The sequence below is a fragment of the Streptomyces sp. NPDC037126 genome (assembly GCF_055605965.1).
Map to the genome: position 1 here is coordinate 103,201 of NZ_JBVJTD010000014.1, position 15,626 is coordinate 118,826.

Genomic DNA, 15,626 nt, shown 5'->3' on the forward strand with positions numbered 1-15,626 from the left:
CCCCGACTAGGGGATGACCGACCGGGGGACGGCTACCGCACGTCCACGTAGTCGCCCGTGGCGCTGACGGCCGGGGTGGTCGAGGTGCCCGCGAAGCTGAAGCGCCAGTAGCCGTCGGAGGTGGCGGTGACCGTGGTCCTCAGGTTGCCGGACGAGTCGGTGTCCACCGTCTTGACGGTGGTGTACGTGGTGCTGCCCGCCTTGCGGAACTGCAGCTCGACCGGCTGGCCCGTGTAGCCGTGGTACTGGTGGTCCTCCCAGTTGGCCCGGGACAGCTTGCCCGTCACCGTCAGGGTCTTGCCCTTGGCGATCGGCTCGGGGCCCGCGTCGGCCGTGAGCTTGGAGTAGCGCTGCACCAGGCTCGTGCCGAGGCCGGACTGGTCCTTGTAGCCCACCTTGCTCAGGTCGGGGCTGGTCTGGTTCTGGCCGTTGAAGGCGACGGCCTCGGCGGCCACGTTCCAGCCGCCGGACATCGCGTTCTTCAGGTCGCCGTCGGCCGGGTAGATGTCGACCGTGCCCGTGCAGGTGGCCGTCGTCGCGGAGGTGGCGGTGCAGCTCGCCGGGTTGTCGCCGAGCAGCTCGGGGGACGAGTCGCTGTAGGAGCCCTTGTAGAGGAAGGCGTCGGTGTAGAAGTCCTTCGCGGTGATGTCCACGTCGGCGCCGTGCGTCAGCGTGTACGTGTACTTGGTGCTGACCTCGTTGGTGGTGCCGACCTTGATCGCACCGGCGATCGAGACCTTCGAGAAGCTGACGTTCAGCGTGTACGGCGTGCCCGAGTCGGCGGCGGCCTGCGCGGCCGGGACTGCGAGGGCGGTGAGGGCCAGGGCGCCGGTGACGGCGGCCACGGTGGCACGTATGCGCATGCGTTCCCCTGGAGGGAGAAGTGATCGTGGAGTCGGTCGACTCACGCGATCAGATCCGTGACACCCGGGGCTGGTTGTACGGCGAGAACATGTTCCGGCCAGATTTTGTGGCTGGATTGCTTCCCCTTGGCGCAAGTGAGAGGAAACGTTCCGGCCCCGGGCGCGTACGCGTCCGGGACCGGAACGGTGCCACTACTTCACGTCGACGTAGTCACCCGCGGCGCTGACCGCCGGGGTGGTCGTGGTGCCCGCGAAGGAGTAGCGGAAGTAGCCGTCGACCGTGGCCTTGGTCGTCGTCTTCAGGTTGCCCGTCGAGTCCGACGTGATGGTCTTCAGCGTGGTGTAGGTGCTGGAGCCCTTCTTGCGGAACTGGAGCCTGACCGCCTGGCCGGTGTAGCCGTGGTACTTGTTGTCCTCCCAGTTGGCGCGCGAGAGCTTGCCCGTCACGGTGACGGTGGCGCCCTTCCGCACCGGCTCCGGCGAGGCGTTGACCGTCAGCTTGGAGTAGCGCTGGACGTTGGTGGTGCCGAAGCCGCCCTGGTCGGCGAGGCCGACCTTGGTGATGTCGAAGTCCTTGCTGGTCGGGTCCTGGCCGTTGTACGCGATGGCGAGGGCCGCACCGTGCCAGGTGCCGGCGTCGGAGTTCAGGAGGTCGCCCTCGGCCGGGTAGACGTCGATGTCGCCCTTGCAGCTGGCGGTGGTCGACGAGGTGGCCTTGCAGGTGGCGGGGTAGTCGCCCATGAGCAGGTTGTCCGGCGTGGCGAACGAGCCCTTGTAGATGTAGGGCCCCGTGAGGAAGTCCGCGGCGGTGATGTCGACGTCCGCGCCGTGGGTCAGCGTGTAGGTGACCGTGGTGGCCACGTGGTTGGTCGTGCCGACCTTGACCGCGCCGGCGAGCTTGACGTTGGAGAAGGCGACGTCCATCGGGTACGGCGCGTCGTCCCCGCCCGTGGCGGCGAACGCGGTCCGGCCAAAGGAGGCGGGGTGAGCGGCCTTGAGGATCTTCAGGACGTCGGCCTTGGACGGCGACGCGGAGCCGTCGGCGTGCGCGGCCGGCACGACGAAGGCGGAAAGGGCCAGGGCGCCGGAGACGGCGGCCACGGTGGCGCGAAGCTTCATGAGTTCCCCTGTCGGAGAAATGTGGACCCGGGGTCCAATCGATCGTGGAGTCAGTCGACTCGCGTGATCAGACCGGTGACAGGGGCTGGTGGTTGTACGGGTGTTCCCATGAACTTCACGAGTGGAACACCCGTACGTGACCAGGTCACCCTCAGTCGAACCAGCGGTCCCGGGCCAGCTCCTGCGTCCGGGACGGGTCCTCCAGCAGGGCCGCCACCTCGAAGCGGCGCGGCCACTGTCCCGCCGCCCACGCCAGCCCCGCGGCGACGCCCTCCAGGGTGGCGGCGTGCAGCAGCCCGTCGTCGGTCAGCCGCCAGTCGATCTCGACGCCGTCCACGACCAGTTCGTCGTGCTCGACGTACGTCGCGGGCGTGCGCGGTCCGAGCAGCACCCGCACCGGGTCCGGTACGTCGTGCTCGGTGCCCTCGGAGTGCACCTCGCCGGTGACGGACTCGCTGAGCCGCCGCACCTGGAACAGCTCGGCCAGCTCGGCGGCCCGGGCGGGCCGTACGGGCAGCAGCGGCACCCCGGAGGTGAACGGCAGCAGATCGGGCGAGTCCACCACCACGGCATCGGCGGCGTCCACCACCTCCACCCGCCCGTCGGCCACGGCCCGCAGCTCGTCCGGCAGGGTCACCTGGTCGGGGTCCAGCTCCGCCAGGGCGCCGTACAGGGCGTGCAGTTGGGCCGGGGAGACCCGTCGCTCCGGATCGGCGAGCCGGTCGAGGAGTTCGGCGGCGCCGCCGGGCTCGTCCAGCAGCGCGGCGACGGAGGTCCGCACGCCCAGCGCCCGCAGCACCTGCTCGTCCTCGAACCCGGTGGCGTCGGCCTCGTCGTACAGACCGCGCAGCACCGGATCCCCGCCGGCCGCGAGCAGGCCCGCCGGGCGACGGCCGTCCAGCACGGGGTGCCCGCGCAGCCACCACGCCGTGTACGGGCGGACCACCTCGTGCGTCCCGTCGGGCAGCAGGATGCGCACGGGCTGGGTGAGGGCGTCCCGCAGCGGGGGCCTGGCGAGCAGGGAGAGCGCCTCGGGCCAGTGGTCGTCGTCGACCAGGTCGAGGTCGCGGACGGCGACGAGTTCGGTGGCGACCGGCGGCACGGGGCTGTCGGGGAAGCGGTCGAGGATGTCCTCGCACCACACGTCGACGGCGTCCAGCAGCCCGGCGTCGTCCGGTTCGGCGAAGTCGCCCTCGCGGGGCTCCAGTTCGTCGGGGTCGAGGACGACGTCGGTGGCGCGCACCAGCGCGAAGCCGGCGAGCACCCCGCACGCGGTCAGCGGCTGCTCTCCCCACTTCTCGGCCAGGTCCTGGTCCACGGCGGCCAGTTCGCCCTCGCGGATCACACGGGCGAAGGGGCTGCCGGGGAAGACCAGTTCACCGGCGGGGGCGAGCTCGCCGTCCTCGTCGGGCAGCGCGAGGGCGCCCAGCCAGGGCTCGTCGCCGGGTTCCAGCGCGGCGTCCCGGACGAGCGCGAGGACGGTGTCGGCCAGTTCCTCGGCGTCCGGGGCCTCCTCCTCCCAGCCGATCCCGCCGTCCTCGTCCAGGGAGGCGGCCACGGCCGCACGGACCTGCGGGGTGGTGAGCACCGCGCGCGGGCTCGCGGGCAGCGCGCCCAGCTTCTCCAGGAGCGGGTGCGCCGCGTCCTCGTGGGCGACCTTCAGCCCGAGCCGGCCGAGCACGTCCGGGTCGACGCGGGCGCCGTCCGGGGTGGGCAGCAGCACCTGGCGGGGGCCGATGGTGGTCCGGCCGTCCGCGAGCGGCACCGGCAGTCCGGACAGCCGGTCGGGGTCGGTCCCGGCGAGGCTGTCGTAGAGCCGCCACCACCAGTCGGGGTCCTTCTCCAGGCCGGCGAGCCGGTCGACGGCGTCGGCGAGCGGCAGCCGGGCGACCCCGAGGGTGCGCAGCTCGACACGCCTTTCCAGACCGGCGGGCAGCAGGGTGGGCAGCACCTCGGCGAGCACCCGTACGGTGTCGGCGCCGGCGCCCTCCACGACCTCCGCGTCCCGGGGCCGGATGGCCTCGGGCAGTTCGTCCTCGCCGCCCTCGCCCGCGACGGCGGGCGGCAGGAAGGCGGTGCGCGGCAACCGCTCCAGGATCGCCTGCCGCAGCGCGCCGTCCAGCTCGCCCTTGCCCAGCGGGCCGGGCACGAGGTCGATGATCCCGTCCGTCACGGGCCGCCAGCCGGCGAGCAGTTCGGTGTACCCGTCGGCCGCGCGCTGCACCAGGAAGTCGGTGAGCGGCCCGGGGGCGGCGTGCCGCCGGGTGGTGTCGAGCGGGAAGGAGGCGATGAGCAGCGCGGGGACCCCGAGGGGTTCGTCGCTGGGGGTGGGGGCGTGCACGACGGGGGTCGTACGGGGCCGCACCGGGCGTCCCGCCTCGTCCTCCGGCACGGCCCAGGTCACCGACCAGTGCGGGCGCAGCCGTTCCTCCACCGGCCGGTCCGCGAGCAGGTCCGGGGTGAGCGGTCCGTGGGCGGATCCGGTGCGCCAGCGGGTGGTGCCGTCCCGTGAGTCCTCCACGACGGTGACGGCGCCCTCGGTACGGCGGCGCAGGGTGCGGGGGGTGTCGCCGCCGACCTCCACGACGACCTCCTCCAGGCCCGGCAGGGCGAGGAGCAGCGCGTCGTCGACGGCGTTCAGCAGCCGCTCGGCGAGATCGGCGGCGGCGGCGTCGCGCAGGGGCAGGATGACCGCGGTGTCGTACGGGTCCGGGGCGGAGCCCTCGGCGGCGAACGGCAGCCGGAGCAGCGGCACATGGCCGTCCCGGCGGCGGATCTCGTCACCGAGGCCGGGGCTGTGCCGGGCGGTCCCGGCGGCCAGCTCGCGGGCCTCGGCGAGGGACCAGCGCACTCCGCCGTGCCGGCCCACGACGGCGGGCTCGTCCGTCACCGCGAGGACGGCGGCGAAGCCGACGCCGAACCGGCCGACGGCACCGTGGGTGGCGTCGGGGTCCCGCTTGGCGGAGGCCCGCAGGGTGGAGAGCGACTCGACGCCGGCCGCGTCCAGGGGCGCACCGGTGTTGGCCGCGACCAGCACGCCGTCGCGGAGGGTGAGGCGCAGCCGGCCGGGGGCCTTGGCGCGGGCGGCGGCGTCGGCGGCGTTCTGCGCCAGCTCGACCACCAGCCGGTCCCGGTAGCCGCCCAGGACCAGGTCCTCCTCGGCGTTGGCGTCCTCGCGGAACCGGGCGGGGCTGGTGGCCCAGGCGTCGAGGACACCACGGCGCAGACGGGCCGTTCCGAACGGATCGGCCCCTTCGGCCGCCGGCCGCACGAACTTGCTCACGTTGACTCTCCTCTACGACGTGAGGACGACGGTACAGCGCGCAAGGGGAGCGGACCGACGACGGAGCGACCACGGAGCCCGGCCCACCGGGGCCCGCCGGTGGCACCGCACGGACCCGGCCGGGTCGCCCCGCCGACCACACCCGGGTGCACCCCACCCGCCCCGGTTGACCAAAGGCGCGGGCACGACCCACCCGAGCCGGTCGGCCGAGGCCGCGGGGACGGCCGGCCGAGCCCGGACACGGGAGGGGGGCTGCTGCTCTTCGTGCGGGGCGGCGGCCCCGGCCCGCGGGTGTGGACCGGGGGGCCGCCGGTGAGGACGTCCGGAGTTACGAGTGGCCGAGTTCGGCGCTCGCCTCGTCGTCGGCCTCCGGGACCGAGCCGGAGTCGCGGGCCGGGCGGAGCGGGAAGGGCTCGACCCGGGTCTCGTCGATGACCGGCGGGGCCGGCTGCGGGGGCTTCGGCATGACCGCCGCCTCCGAGTGGCCGCCGCAGCCGTAGGAGAGGGAGACGATCCGGCCGTCGGCCGGGGAGAACTCGTTCGCGCACACGCCGAAGGCCTGGCCGAGGGAGCCGCCGATGGGGTTCAGGAAGCCGCAGCTCACACAGGTGGCCGGGGCTGCCTGGGCCATGGCCGTCTTCGGGCCGAACGACTCCTCCCAGCGGTCCGCCGCGCTGTGCAGGCCGTAGCGGGACAGCACCCGGGCCCGGCGCATGCCCAGTTCCTCCGCCACCGAGGCGATCGAGCCGCGGGAGGGGGTCGTGGGCTGGGCGGCGGGGGTGCCCGGGGTGACGTCGGCGTCCTCGGCCTCCGCGAGTTCCGCCATCTCCTCGGACACCGCCGAGGTGGGTGCCGGCTGGTCCTCCCCGGTGTAGCCCGGCTCCAGGCGCAGGTCGTCCTGGTCGGTGGGGAGCAGATCGCCGGGCCCGAGGTCACCGGGGCGCAGACGCTCGCTCCACGGCACCCACTCGGGGGCGAGCAGGGCGTCCGGGCCGGGCAGCAGGACCACCTCGTCCAGCGTGACGACCTTGGCGCGGGAGGCCCGGGCCACCGTCACCGCCCAGCGCCAGCCCCGGTAGCCCAGTTCCTTGCACTCGAAGAAGTGCGTGACGACGCGGTCGCCCTCCGACACGAGGCCGGTGTGCTCGCCGACCACGCCGGGTGCGGCCGCCTCCTCTGCGGCGGCCCGGGCGAGGTCGATCGCCTCGGCGCACAGACGGTCGGGGGTGCGGCTTCGCGTGGTCGCTGCGCTCACAGGTATCGCTTCTCTCCTACGCCGTCTCGTCGAGTGCGGCTGCCTCCGGCGGGTTGGCCGACGGAGCGGACCTGGGGACCGCATCGACGTCTGCTTCCGCGCGCTCGGGCGCACCTCTGCCATCCATTCTGCGTTATGGCTGAGATACGCACGCTACACCGAACGGGATTCGTTACCCCTCCGCGGCATTCTTTCCGACCCGCCCACCCGTCGCCACCGGCCGGGAAGGCACCGGATCATCGCACGGTTCGCCGCCATACGTGCCGGATCCGCACTATCCGGGGCCTTCTCGGGGCACTATGAACCACGTGGCGACCGCGGACAAACGTGGGGTTCGGGGTGGCGGCGCGAGCCGGGTCGGCGGTGCCGTCCGGTCTGTCGGGCGTGCCCTGCACTTTCCGGTGACCGGTACCGCGCGCGGCATCCGCAGGGCCACGCACGCGCACGGCGCGGGCGAGTCGGGGCTGGGCAAGCTGATCGAGTTGCACGCCGTGAACGGCGCGGGGGACGTGATGGTCACCGTGGCGCTGGCGTCCACGGTGTTCTTCTCCGTGCCCACCGACGAGGCGCGGGGGCGGGTCGCGCTGTACCTCGCGATCACCATGGCGCCCTTCACCGTTCTCGCCCCCGTCATCGGCCCCCTCCTGGACCGGCTGCCGCACGGGCGGCGCGCCGCGATGGCGGGGGCCATGCTGGCCCGGGCGCTGCTCGCGCTGGTGATCTCGGGCGCGGTGGCGAGCGGGAGCCTGGAGCTGTATCCGGCCGCGCTGGGCGTGCTGGTGGCGTCCAAGGCGTACGGGGTGGTGCGCAGCGCGGTCGTGCCGCGGCTGCTGCCGCCCCGGTTCTCGCTCGTGAAGGCCAACTCCCGGGTGACCCTGGCCGGGCTGCTGGCCACCGGCGTCGCCGCGCCCGTGGCGGCGGGCCTGCACCGGATCGGCGACCCCTGGCCGCTCTACGGCGCCTTCGTGATCTTCGTGGCGGGTACGGCGCTGTCGTTCTCGCTGCCGCCCACGGTGGACTCGGCCAGGGGCGAGGACGTGGCACTGCTCGCGGCCGACGACCGGCACTTGCACGGACGGGAACGCAAGCAGGCCAGGCGGCCGGGCCTGCGCACGGTGGGGCCGGCCGTGACGCACGCGCTCGGCGCCAACGCGGCGCTGCGCTGCCTGACCGGCTTCCTGATCTTCTTCCTCGCCTTCCTGCTGCGCGAGCACCCGCTGACCGGCGAGAGCGCGGCGGTCTCCCTGGGGATAGTCGGGGTCGCGGCCGGTGCGGGCAACGCGCTGGGCACGGCGGTGGGGGCATGGCTGAGATCACGCGCCCCGGAGATCATCATCGTGACCGTCGTCGCGGTGGTGCTGGGCACGGCGATCGTGGCCGCGGTGTTCTTCGGGGCCTTCCTCGTGGCCTGTCTCGCGGCGGTCGCCGGGTTCGCGCAGGCGCTGGCCAAGCTGGCGCTGGACGCGCTGATCCAGCGGGACGTGCCGGAGTCGGTGCGCACCTCGGCGTTCGCCCGCTCGGAGACGTTGCTGCAGATGGCGTGGGTGTTCGGCGGGGCGGTCGGCATCGTGATGCCGCTCAACGGCACGGTCGGCCTCCTGGTGGGCGCCGCGTTCGTGGCCGTCGGCTGGCTGACCACCCTGCGCGGACTGGTCGCCTCGGCCCGCCACGGCGGCCGGCCCCGGGCACGCGTGGCGTAACGAACCGGACATAGGCTCCCGGCCGAAGGCGCAGGTGGCGTAACGAACCGGGCACGCCGTACCCCACGTGGGCGGACGGCTCGGGACGCCCGATAGCCTTCGGCCATGACCACGCTGCAATCCGCTGTGCGACGCCGCCGCGCCGTCGCCGCCGCCGGCGCCGTTTCCGCCGGACTGCTCGTTCTGTCCGCCTGCGAGAAGCCCACGCCCGTCGCGACGATCACCATCGGCCGGGACTCGGTCAACTCCGAGGCGGTCTGCTACAACGACGGCAACGCGCTGGACGCCAAGTCGCTGGTCTCGTGCGCCAAGAAGGCCAACGAGGCGAAGACGATCACGGTGGGCCAGGACCAGACGGTCCGCATCGGCGTCGACCCGAAGATCGCGGACGCCGGCTGGATCCTCCTGGTGAACGGCCGCCAGTTCACCGACACCAGCAAGGAGACGTACCGGACGATCCCGAGCAGCGCGTTCTTCAACTCGCAGTACGGCACCGAGGGCGACACCAACACGGTCCTGATCCAGATGGGCAGCAGCCCGGCCAAGGGCGTGTGGTCGTTCAAGCTCAAGAAGGCCTGATCACGACGTCCGCCCGCGTTCTCGTCGCCACCGCGGTACCCGCCGAACGGGACGCGGTGGCGCGGGCGTTCCCGGGCCCGACCGGCGAGGTGCCGCTGCCGGGCGCGCCCCTGCTGCGCACGGCCTCGGGTGTCGACCTGCTCGCCGCCGGGGTCGGCCCGGCCCTCGCCGCCGCCTCCACCGCCGCCGCCCTCACCGCGGCCGCGCTCGCCGGGGCCCCCTACGGCCTGGTCGTCTCGGCCGGGATCGGCGGCGGCTTCGCCCCCGGGGCGCCCGTCGGCTCGCTCGTCGTCGCCGACGCGATCACCGTGGCGGATCTGGGCGCCGAGACCGCCGACGGCTTCCTCCCGGTCACCGAACTCGGGTTCGGGACCGTCACCCGTCGCCCGCCGGAATCACTCGTACGGGTCGTGTCCGAGGCCGTCGGGGCCCGTACCGGCACCGTCCTCACCGTCTCGACCGTCACCGGCACCGCGGCCCGCGCCGCCGAACTGCGCGCCCGGCACCCCCGGGCGCTCGCCGAGGGCATGGAGGGCTTCGGGGTCGCGGAGGCGGCCGGCGCCCAGCGGGTGCCCGTCCTGGAGATCCGCGCCGTCTCCAACCCGGTCGGCCCGCGCGACCGCGCCGCCTGGCGCATCGGCGACGCCCTCGCCGCCCTCACCGTGGCCTTCGGGAAGCTCGCGCCCGCATTGGAGAGTTGGAACCCACATGAGCCCACTGAGCCCTGAGAGCCGACCGCTGCGGATCGCCTACTCGCCCTGCCCCAACGACACGTTCGTCTTCGACGCCCTCGCCCACGGCCGCGTCCCGGACGCGCCCGCGCTGGACGTGACCTTCGCCGACATCGACATCACCAACGGCATGGCCGAGCGCGGTGAGTTCGACGTGCTCAAGGTGTCGTACGCGGTCCTGCCGTACGTCCTCGACGAGTACGCGCTGCTGCCCTGCGGCGGCGCGCTCGGCCGGGGCTGCGGGCCGCTCGTGCTCACGCGGGAGGCGGGCGCCGACCTCGCGGGCCGCACGGTGGCGGTGCCGAGCGAGCGGTCGACCGCCTACCTGCTGTTCCGCCTCTGGGCGGCGGACACCCTGTCCGGCGGGGTCGGGGAGATCGTGGTCATGCCGTTCCACGAGATCATGCCGGCCGTGCGGGACGGCAAGGTGGACGCGGGGCTGGTGATCCACGAGGCCCGCTTCACGTACCGGAACTACGGGCTGCACAAGCTCGCCGACATGGGCGAGCACTGGGAGCGCACCACCGGGCTGCCGATCCCGCTGGGCGCGATCGTCGCCAAGCGCTCGCTGGGCGGACCGGCGCTGACGCGGCTCGCCGAGTCCGTCCGCGCCTCCGTGCGGGCCGCCTGGGACGACCCGGAGGCCTCCCGGCCGTACGTCATGGCGCACGCGCAGGAGATGGACCCGGCCGTCGCCGACCAGCACATCGGGCTCTACGTGAACGAGTTCACGGCCGGCCTCGGCGAGGACGGCTACGCCGCGGTCCGCGGCCTGCTCACCCGCGCCGCGGCCGAGGGGCTGGTGCCACCCCTCGGCCCGGACGCGCTCGCGTTTCCCTGACGGCCGTTCAGACGTCCAGCTGGTCGGCGACCGCGCGCAGCAGGCCGGCGATCTTCTTGCCCGAGGTCTTCTCCGGGTAGCGGCCCTTCTCGAGCATCGGCGTGATGTTCTCGAGGAGGGTCGTCAGGTCCTGCACGATCGAGGCCAGCTCGTCCGGCTTCTTGCGCTGGGCCGCGGCGACCGACGGGGTCGGGTCGAGCACGACCACCGACAGCGCCTGGTCACCGCGCTGACCGGCGACGACGCCGAACTCCACACGCTGTCCCGGCTTGAGCGCATCGACTCCGGCGGGGAGAACCGAGGAATGGACGAAGACGTCACCGCCGTCGTCGCGGGAGAGAAAGCCGAAGCCTTTCTCGCTGTTGAACCACTTGACCTTGCCGGTAGGCACGTCTGTCCTCGTCCTCGTACTCGTCGGGAAAACTGCTGGGGAAACGGCTCTTGATAGCACTAGAGCGGGTCGACCACGACCCGCCGCTACCAAGGCTAATGGTCTTCGACCGGGTGACAAGACGTCCCCCGGTCGTTCTCTCGGGCAGGGAACTACCCTGGTCCGGTGCGTGACAAAACCCAAACGAATTCCGCCGGGCCCGGTGACGGACTGATCCGTGCCGGTGCCGTCGTGTTCTTCATCGGAGCCCTGGCCACCCTGGTCACGATGGTTCCGCTGTTCCTCGGCGCCAAGCCGTTTCCGACCTACATGTACGGACTGAGCATGCTCATGGGTGTCGGCTTCCTCGTCGCCGGCGCGGGTGTGCTGCGTTCGATCGCCGCCGGGCGGCGTCAGGCGCGCAGCGCCTCGGCCTCGCGGTAGCCCGCGAGCCACGCCGGGAAGGCGGACAGGTCGTCCAGGACCACGTCCGCCCCGGCCGCGCGCAGCTCGCCGGCGGGGCAGGGGCCGGTCGCCACGGCGACCGACAGCGCGCCCGCCGTGCGGGCCCCGCGCACGTCCCCGGTGTGGTCGCCGACGTACACGCCCGCGCCGTGCTCGCGCAGCGCCACGGCCTTCTGCTCGGCCCACAGGTCGCCCACCAGCACGTCCGGCTCGATGCCCAGGTGGGCGAGGTGCAGCCTGGCGCTCGGCTCGTACTTCGCCGTGACCACCATCGTCCGCCCGCCGGCCGCCCGCACCGCCTCGATCGCCTCCCGGGCGCCCCGCATGGCGGGGGAGGCGGCGACGGCCAGGGCCGGGTACAGCTCCCGGTACAGGGCGGTCATCTCGGGCACCAGCTCGGCGGGGAACCAGTTGCCCAGCTCCTCCGCGAGCGGCGGCCCGAGCCGGGTCACCGCCAGGTCGGCGTCGATGTGGGTCCCCGTCCGCTCCGACAGCGCGACGTAGCAGGCGCGGATGCCCGGCCTGGAGTCTATGAGGGTCATGTCGAGGTCGAAACCGACGGTGAGGGAGGCCATGGGGGTCATTCTGCCGGGTGGGTACGACGGCCCGGCGGCCGGTGGTTCAGCCCCTGCGCTGTGAGCGCCACACCAGGTACAGGGCCGAGGCCACGGCGGCGCCGCGGACCACCCAGGGCCAGGTCTGGGCGAGGGCGTCGCTCATGTGGCCGTGCGCGATCGGGGTGCCCCAGCGGCCGTTCTCCCGGCCCCAGAGCCACACCAGGCCCGCCGCGGCCGCGGTGCCGGGCAGGACCAGGACGGCCCACTTGCTCTCCGCCGGAGTCAGGCGCCGGGAGCCGTAGGCGATCAGCCAGCCGCCGAGCAGCGCGAACCAGTTGCCGAGCACGGCCCCGGCGACCAGCGCGGCGGCGGCGAGCAGCAGCAGGGGGTTGGACCAGCCGGTGGCGGGCCCGGGGAGGAGGCGCCGGGTGGGCACCGGGACCTCGACGGGCGCGACCTCCGGAGCGGGGCTCCGGCGGGAGAACAGGCGCCGGCGACGCGGGGGCGCGGCCTCGGTCCCGGCGCCCGCCGTCTCGGCCGGCGGGTCCTCGGTCTTCTTCTCCGTCTCGTGCGGCGGCCGTTTGAGCAGGTCGGGGATCTCCACCCCGCCGACGAACCCGGGCACCGGATCGGCGTCGTGGAAGGTGCCGGGGAGGGGGCCGCCGGCCACCCGCCACCAGTCGGGCCCCGCGTCGGCGTCCCCGAGCTCGTGCGCGGCGGCGAGGTGCGGCGGGGACGGGGCGGCGCCCGGTGCGGGCGGCTCAGGGCGCTTCTCGGCGGAGCGCGGGCGCGGCACGACACGCCGCAGCCCCTTGGGCCGCTCCTCGTCGGCCGGCTCCGGCCCGGGCCCCCGGGGGGCGGGCTGCACGGGCACGGCGGCCCGCGCTCGCCCGGGACCCGCGGTGGCCGCGCCGCCCGCGGTGCCGCCCGCCGCCTCGACCACCTCGTCCGGGGTGCCGAGGCGCTCCAGGATGCGGCGGACGGCCGCGGGACTGTCCACCGTCGCCCCGGCCCGGCTGCGGTCGATCTCGTTGCGCAGCTCCGACACCAGCCGCATCCGCGCGGCCGACGGCAGCTGCCGCTGGTGAGCGATGTCTCCGACGCGGCTCAGATACTCGTAGACGACCTGGTCGCTCTCGATCCCCACGGAACCCCTCCGGGGTGACGCCGACTGAAACCCCGTGAGGACGGTAGCGCAGAGCCGGGCCGCACCCGCCACGGCTGAACCGGCGGAGGTAACCCGCTACCGTTGGCCGGATGAGCCAAGAGGCCAACCCAGCCCCTCGGTCCCTCGCGGAAGCGCTCCGCGCCAGGGACGACGCCTCCCTGGCCGTGCTGCTGCGCAGCCGCCCGGACCTCATCACGCCCGTCCCGACCGACCTGACCCAGCTGGCCACCCGGGCCGGCACCCGTGCCTCCGTGCTGCGCGCCCTGGAGCGGCTGGACCGGTTCGCGCTGCAGACCGCGGAGGCGCTGGCCGTGGCCGCGGACCCGGCGTCGTACGCCACACTGCTCGGTCTGATGGCCGGGGACGCCGGCGAGGAGGCGGTGGCCGCCGCGCTCCCCCGCGCCCTCGGCACCCTGCGCGAGCAGGCGCTGGTGTGGGGCGACGACGAGCGGCTGCGCCTGGTCCGCACCGCCCGCGAACTGCTCGCGCCCTCCGCGCAGCACCCCTCCCCGACGGGGCTCGGGCCCACCGTGCAGGAGGCCACCTCGGGCATGTCCCCGGGGCGGATCCAGGACATCGTCGCCACGGCCGGGCTGTCCTCGACCCATGACCCGGTGTCGGCCGCCGCCGCGCTGACCGGGCTGTTCACCGCCCGGAAGAAGATGGCCCGGCTGCTCGCCGAGGCCCCGGAGGCCTCCCGGGAGGTGCTGTCCCGGCTGGTGTGGGGGCCGCCGTACGGGCAGGTCACCCCGGAGCCGGCCGCGCATCTGCGCTGGCTGCTCGACCGGGGGCTGCTGCTGCCGATCGGTCCGGGCACGGTCGTGCTGCCCCGCGAGGTCGCCCTGCATCTGCGCGAGGGCCGCGCCCACCGGGAGCCCGAGCCGCTGCCGCCTGCCGTGGAGCCGGCCGCGATCCACCATCCACAGGTTGTGGACGCGACGGCGGCCGGACAGGCGTACACCGCGCTCGCCACCATCGAGGAGCTGCTGAAGGACTGGGACGAGGGCGGCCCGGCCGTGCTGCGCGCCGGGGGCCTCAGCGTCCGCGACCTCAAGCGGACCGCCGTCGCCCTGGACGTGTCCGAGCCGGTCGCCGCCTTCTGGACCGAGCTGGCGTACGCGGCGGGCCTGCTGGCCTCCGACGGCGAGGCCGACGAGCGGTACGCGGCCACCCCCGCCTACGACGAGTGGGTCGACCAGCCGCCCGCCGAGCGCTGGGCCCGGCTCGCCGAGGCCTGGCTGGCGGCCACCCGCACCTCGGGACTGGTCGGCGGCCGGGACGCGAAGGACCGCACGCTCTCCGCGCTCGGCCCGGGGCTGGACCGCTCGGCCGCGCCCGAGGTACGGCACCGGGTGCTGACCCTGCTGGCCGGGCTCCCGTCGGGCGCGGCCCCGGACCATGAGTCGGTGCTGGCCCGGCTGCGCTGGGAACGGCCCCTGCGCGGCCCGCAGGCGGAGGGCGGCGACGACCTGCGCACCCGGCTCGCCCGCTGGACCCTGTCCGAGGCGGAGCTGCTCGGCGTGACCGGGCGGGGCGCCCTGTCCGCCCAGGGGCGCGCGCTGCTCGGCGCGCCGGCGCCCGCACCCGCCGACCCGGACGAGCCCGCCGGACCGGGCGCGAAGCTCCCCGTCCACCACCGCCCGCCCGCCGAGCCCGCGCCCCTCGGCCCGGCCGAGCAGGCGGTGGCGGCCGCCGCCGCTGCCCGGCTCCTCGCCCCCCTGCTCCCCGAACCCCTGGACCACGTCCTGCTGCAGGCCGACCTGACGGCGGTGGCCCCGGGCCCGCTGCAGCGCCCCCTCGCCGACATGCTGGGCGTGCTCGCGGACGTGGAGTCCAAGGGCGGCGCGACCGTGTACCGCTTCACCCCGGCCTCGGTGCGCCGCGCCCTGGACGCCGGCCGTGCCGCGGCCGACCTGCACGCCTTCCTCGCCCAGCACTCCCGCACCCCGGTCCCGCAGCCGCTCGCGTACCTGATCGACGACGTGGCGCGCAGGCACGGCCATCTGCGGGTGGGCGCCGCCTCGGCGTACGTGCGCTGCGACGACGACACCCTGCTGAACGAGATCCTCGCCGACAAGCGGGGCTCGGCCCTGCGGCTGCGCCGCCTGGCCCCGACCGTGCTGGCCGCCCAGTGCGACCCGGCGACGCTGCTGGAGGGGCTGCGCGCGATGGGCTACGCGCCCGCCGCCGAGTCCGCCGAGGGCGACGTCCTGATCACCCGCGCGCACGCCCACCGCACCCCGCCCCGGACCGCGCCCGAGCCGGTCCCGGACGGGCCGCCGCCGCCCGACTCCACGCTGCTCACGGCCGCGATCCGCGCGATCCGGGCCGGTGACCTGGCCGCCACCGCCCCCCGCAAGCCCGCCGGGACCTCCCTGGCGGGCGGGGAGCTGCCCCGCACCTCCTCCGCAGAGACCCTGGCCACCGTGCAGGCCGCCGTCCTCACCGGCGACTCGCTGTGGATCGGCTACGTCAACGCCGAGGGCGCCGCCAGCCAGCGGGTCATCGCCCCGATCCGGGTCGAGGGCGGCTTCGTGACCGCGTACGACCACACCGCGGACGAGGTGCGGACCTACCCGCTGCACCGCATCACCGGGGTCGCCGAGCTGGCCGGGGACTGACGGGAGCCCCCGGGCCCCCGGGCGGCTCCCGCCCTGATCGTCGGCGGATAGGGCAGACTGGACGTTTGGCCGTT

General features: G+C 74.6%; 13 protein-coding genes. 6 read left to right on the plus strand and 7 right to left on the minus strand.

What is annotated here, in order from left to right:
- Positions 1-32: 32 nt before the first annotated feature.
- The 4 genes from ACZ7FF_RS27710 to ACZ7FF_RS27725 all read right to left on the minus strand — a co-directional run bounded on the left by ACZ7FF_RS27710 (position 33) and on the right by ACZ7FF_RS27725 (position 6,520).
- A complete protein-coding gene (locus ACZ7FF_RS27710; protein WP_470815244.1) occupies positions 33-863 on the minus strand; it encodes a hypothetical protein in 831 nt (276 codons plus the stop codon).
- Between the two features lie 192 nt (positions 864-1,055).
- Complete coding sequence (locus ACZ7FF_RS27715; protein WP_470815246.1) at positions 1,056-1,982, minus strand: hypothetical protein; 927 nt, start codon at positions 1,980-1,982, stop codon at positions 1,056-1,058.
- Between the two features lie 151 nt (positions 1,983-2,133).
- The gene (locus tag ACZ7FF_RS27720; RefSeq protein ID WP_470815248.1) at positions 2,134-5,265 is read right to left on the minus strand and encodes a sacsin N-terminal ATP-binding-like domain-containing protein; all 3,132 of its coding nucleotides are present in this window, start codon (positions 5,263-5,265) and stop codon (positions 2,134-2,136) included.
- Positions 5,266-5,593: 328 nt separating this feature from the next.
- Positions 5,594-6,520 carry a DUF3027 domain-containing protein gene (locus tag ACZ7FF_RS27725; protein WP_470815250.1) on the minus strand — a complete coding sequence of 309 codons (927 nt, stop codon included), beginning with the start codon at positions 6,518-6,520 and terminating at the stop codon, positions 5,594-5,596.
- A gap of 299 nt (positions 6,521-6,819) precedes the next feature.
- Here ACZ7FF_RS27725 and ACZ7FF_RS27730 point away from each other — a divergent pair, with 299 nt between their 5' ends.
- The 4 genes from ACZ7FF_RS27730 to ACZ7FF_RS27745 all read left to right on the plus strand — a co-directional run bounded on the left by ACZ7FF_RS27730 (position 6,820) and on the right by ACZ7FF_RS27745 (position 10,371).
- A complete protein-coding gene (locus ACZ7FF_RS27730) occupies positions 6,820-8,220 on the plus strand; it encodes an MFS transporter (RefSeq protein ID WP_470815252.1) in 1,401 nt (466 codons plus the stop codon).
- 105 nt (positions 8,221-8,325) lie between these two features.
- On the plus strand, positions 8,326-8,799 hold the full coding sequence (locus ACZ7FF_RS27735; RefSeq protein WP_470815254.1) for a DUF2771 domain-containing protein: 474 nt from the start codon (positions 8,326-8,328) through the stop codon (positions 8,797-8,799).
- Complete coding sequence (locus ACZ7FF_RS27740; protein ID WP_470815256.1) at positions 8,772-9,527, plus strand: futalosine hydrolase; 756 nt, start codon at positions 8,772-8,774, stop codon at positions 9,525-9,527. The genes ACZ7FF_RS27735 and ACZ7FF_RS27740 overlap by 28 nt, the downstream gene beginning before the upstream one ends.
- A complete protein-coding gene (locus ACZ7FF_RS27745) occupies positions 9,508-10,371 on the plus strand; it encodes a 1,4-dihydroxy-6-naphthoate synthase (RefSeq protein WP_470815258.1) in 864 nt (287 codons plus the stop codon). Before ACZ7FF_RS27740 ends, ACZ7FF_RS27745 begins: the two co-directional genes overlap by 20 nt.
- A gap of 7 nt (positions 10,372-10,378) precedes the next feature.
- On the opposite strand, the gene ACZ7FF_RS27750 is transcribed toward ACZ7FF_RS27745, so the two are convergent.
- Positions 10,379-10,762: a cold-shock protein gene (locus tag ACZ7FF_RS27750; protein ID WP_453409642.1), complete on the minus strand. Its 384-nt coding sequence runs from the start codon at positions 10,760-10,762 to the stop codon at positions 10,379-10,381.
- 165 nt (positions 10,763-10,927) lie between these two features.
- Between ACZ7FF_RS27750 and ACZ7FF_RS27755 the strand changes: the two genes are divergently transcribed.
- The gene (locus ACZ7FF_RS27755) at positions 10,928-11,185 is read left to right on the plus strand and encodes a hypothetical protein (protein WP_470815260.1); all 258 of its coding nucleotides are present in this window, start codon (positions 10,928-10,930) and stop codon (positions 11,183-11,185) included.
- Here ACZ7FF_RS27755 and ACZ7FF_RS27760 read toward each other — a convergent pair.
- Positions 11,155-11,790, minus strand: a complete 636-nt coding sequence (locus ACZ7FF_RS27760) for an HAD family hydrolase (RefSeq protein ID WP_470815262.1) — start codon at positions 11,788-11,790, stop codon at positions 11,155-11,157. The two genes, ACZ7FF_RS27755 and ACZ7FF_RS27760, sit on opposite strands and share 31 nt — an antisense overlap.
- Before the next feature lie 37 nt (positions 11,791-11,827).
- Positions 11,828-12,910, minus strand: a complete 1,083-nt coding sequence (locus tag ACZ7FF_RS27765) for a hypothetical protein (RefSeq protein WP_470815264.1) — start codon at positions 12,908-12,910, stop codon at positions 11,828-11,830.
- 110 nt (positions 12,911-13,020) lie between these two features.
- Between ACZ7FF_RS27765 and ACZ7FF_RS27770 the strand changes: the two genes are divergently transcribed.
- Positions 13,021-15,552 carry a helicase-associated domain-containing protein gene (locus tag ACZ7FF_RS27770; RefSeq protein ID WP_470815266.1) on the plus strand — a complete coding sequence of 844 codons (2,532 nt, stop codon included), beginning with the start codon at positions 13,021-13,023 and terminating at the stop codon, positions 15,550-15,552.
- Positions 15,553-15,626: the final 74 nt, after the last annotated feature.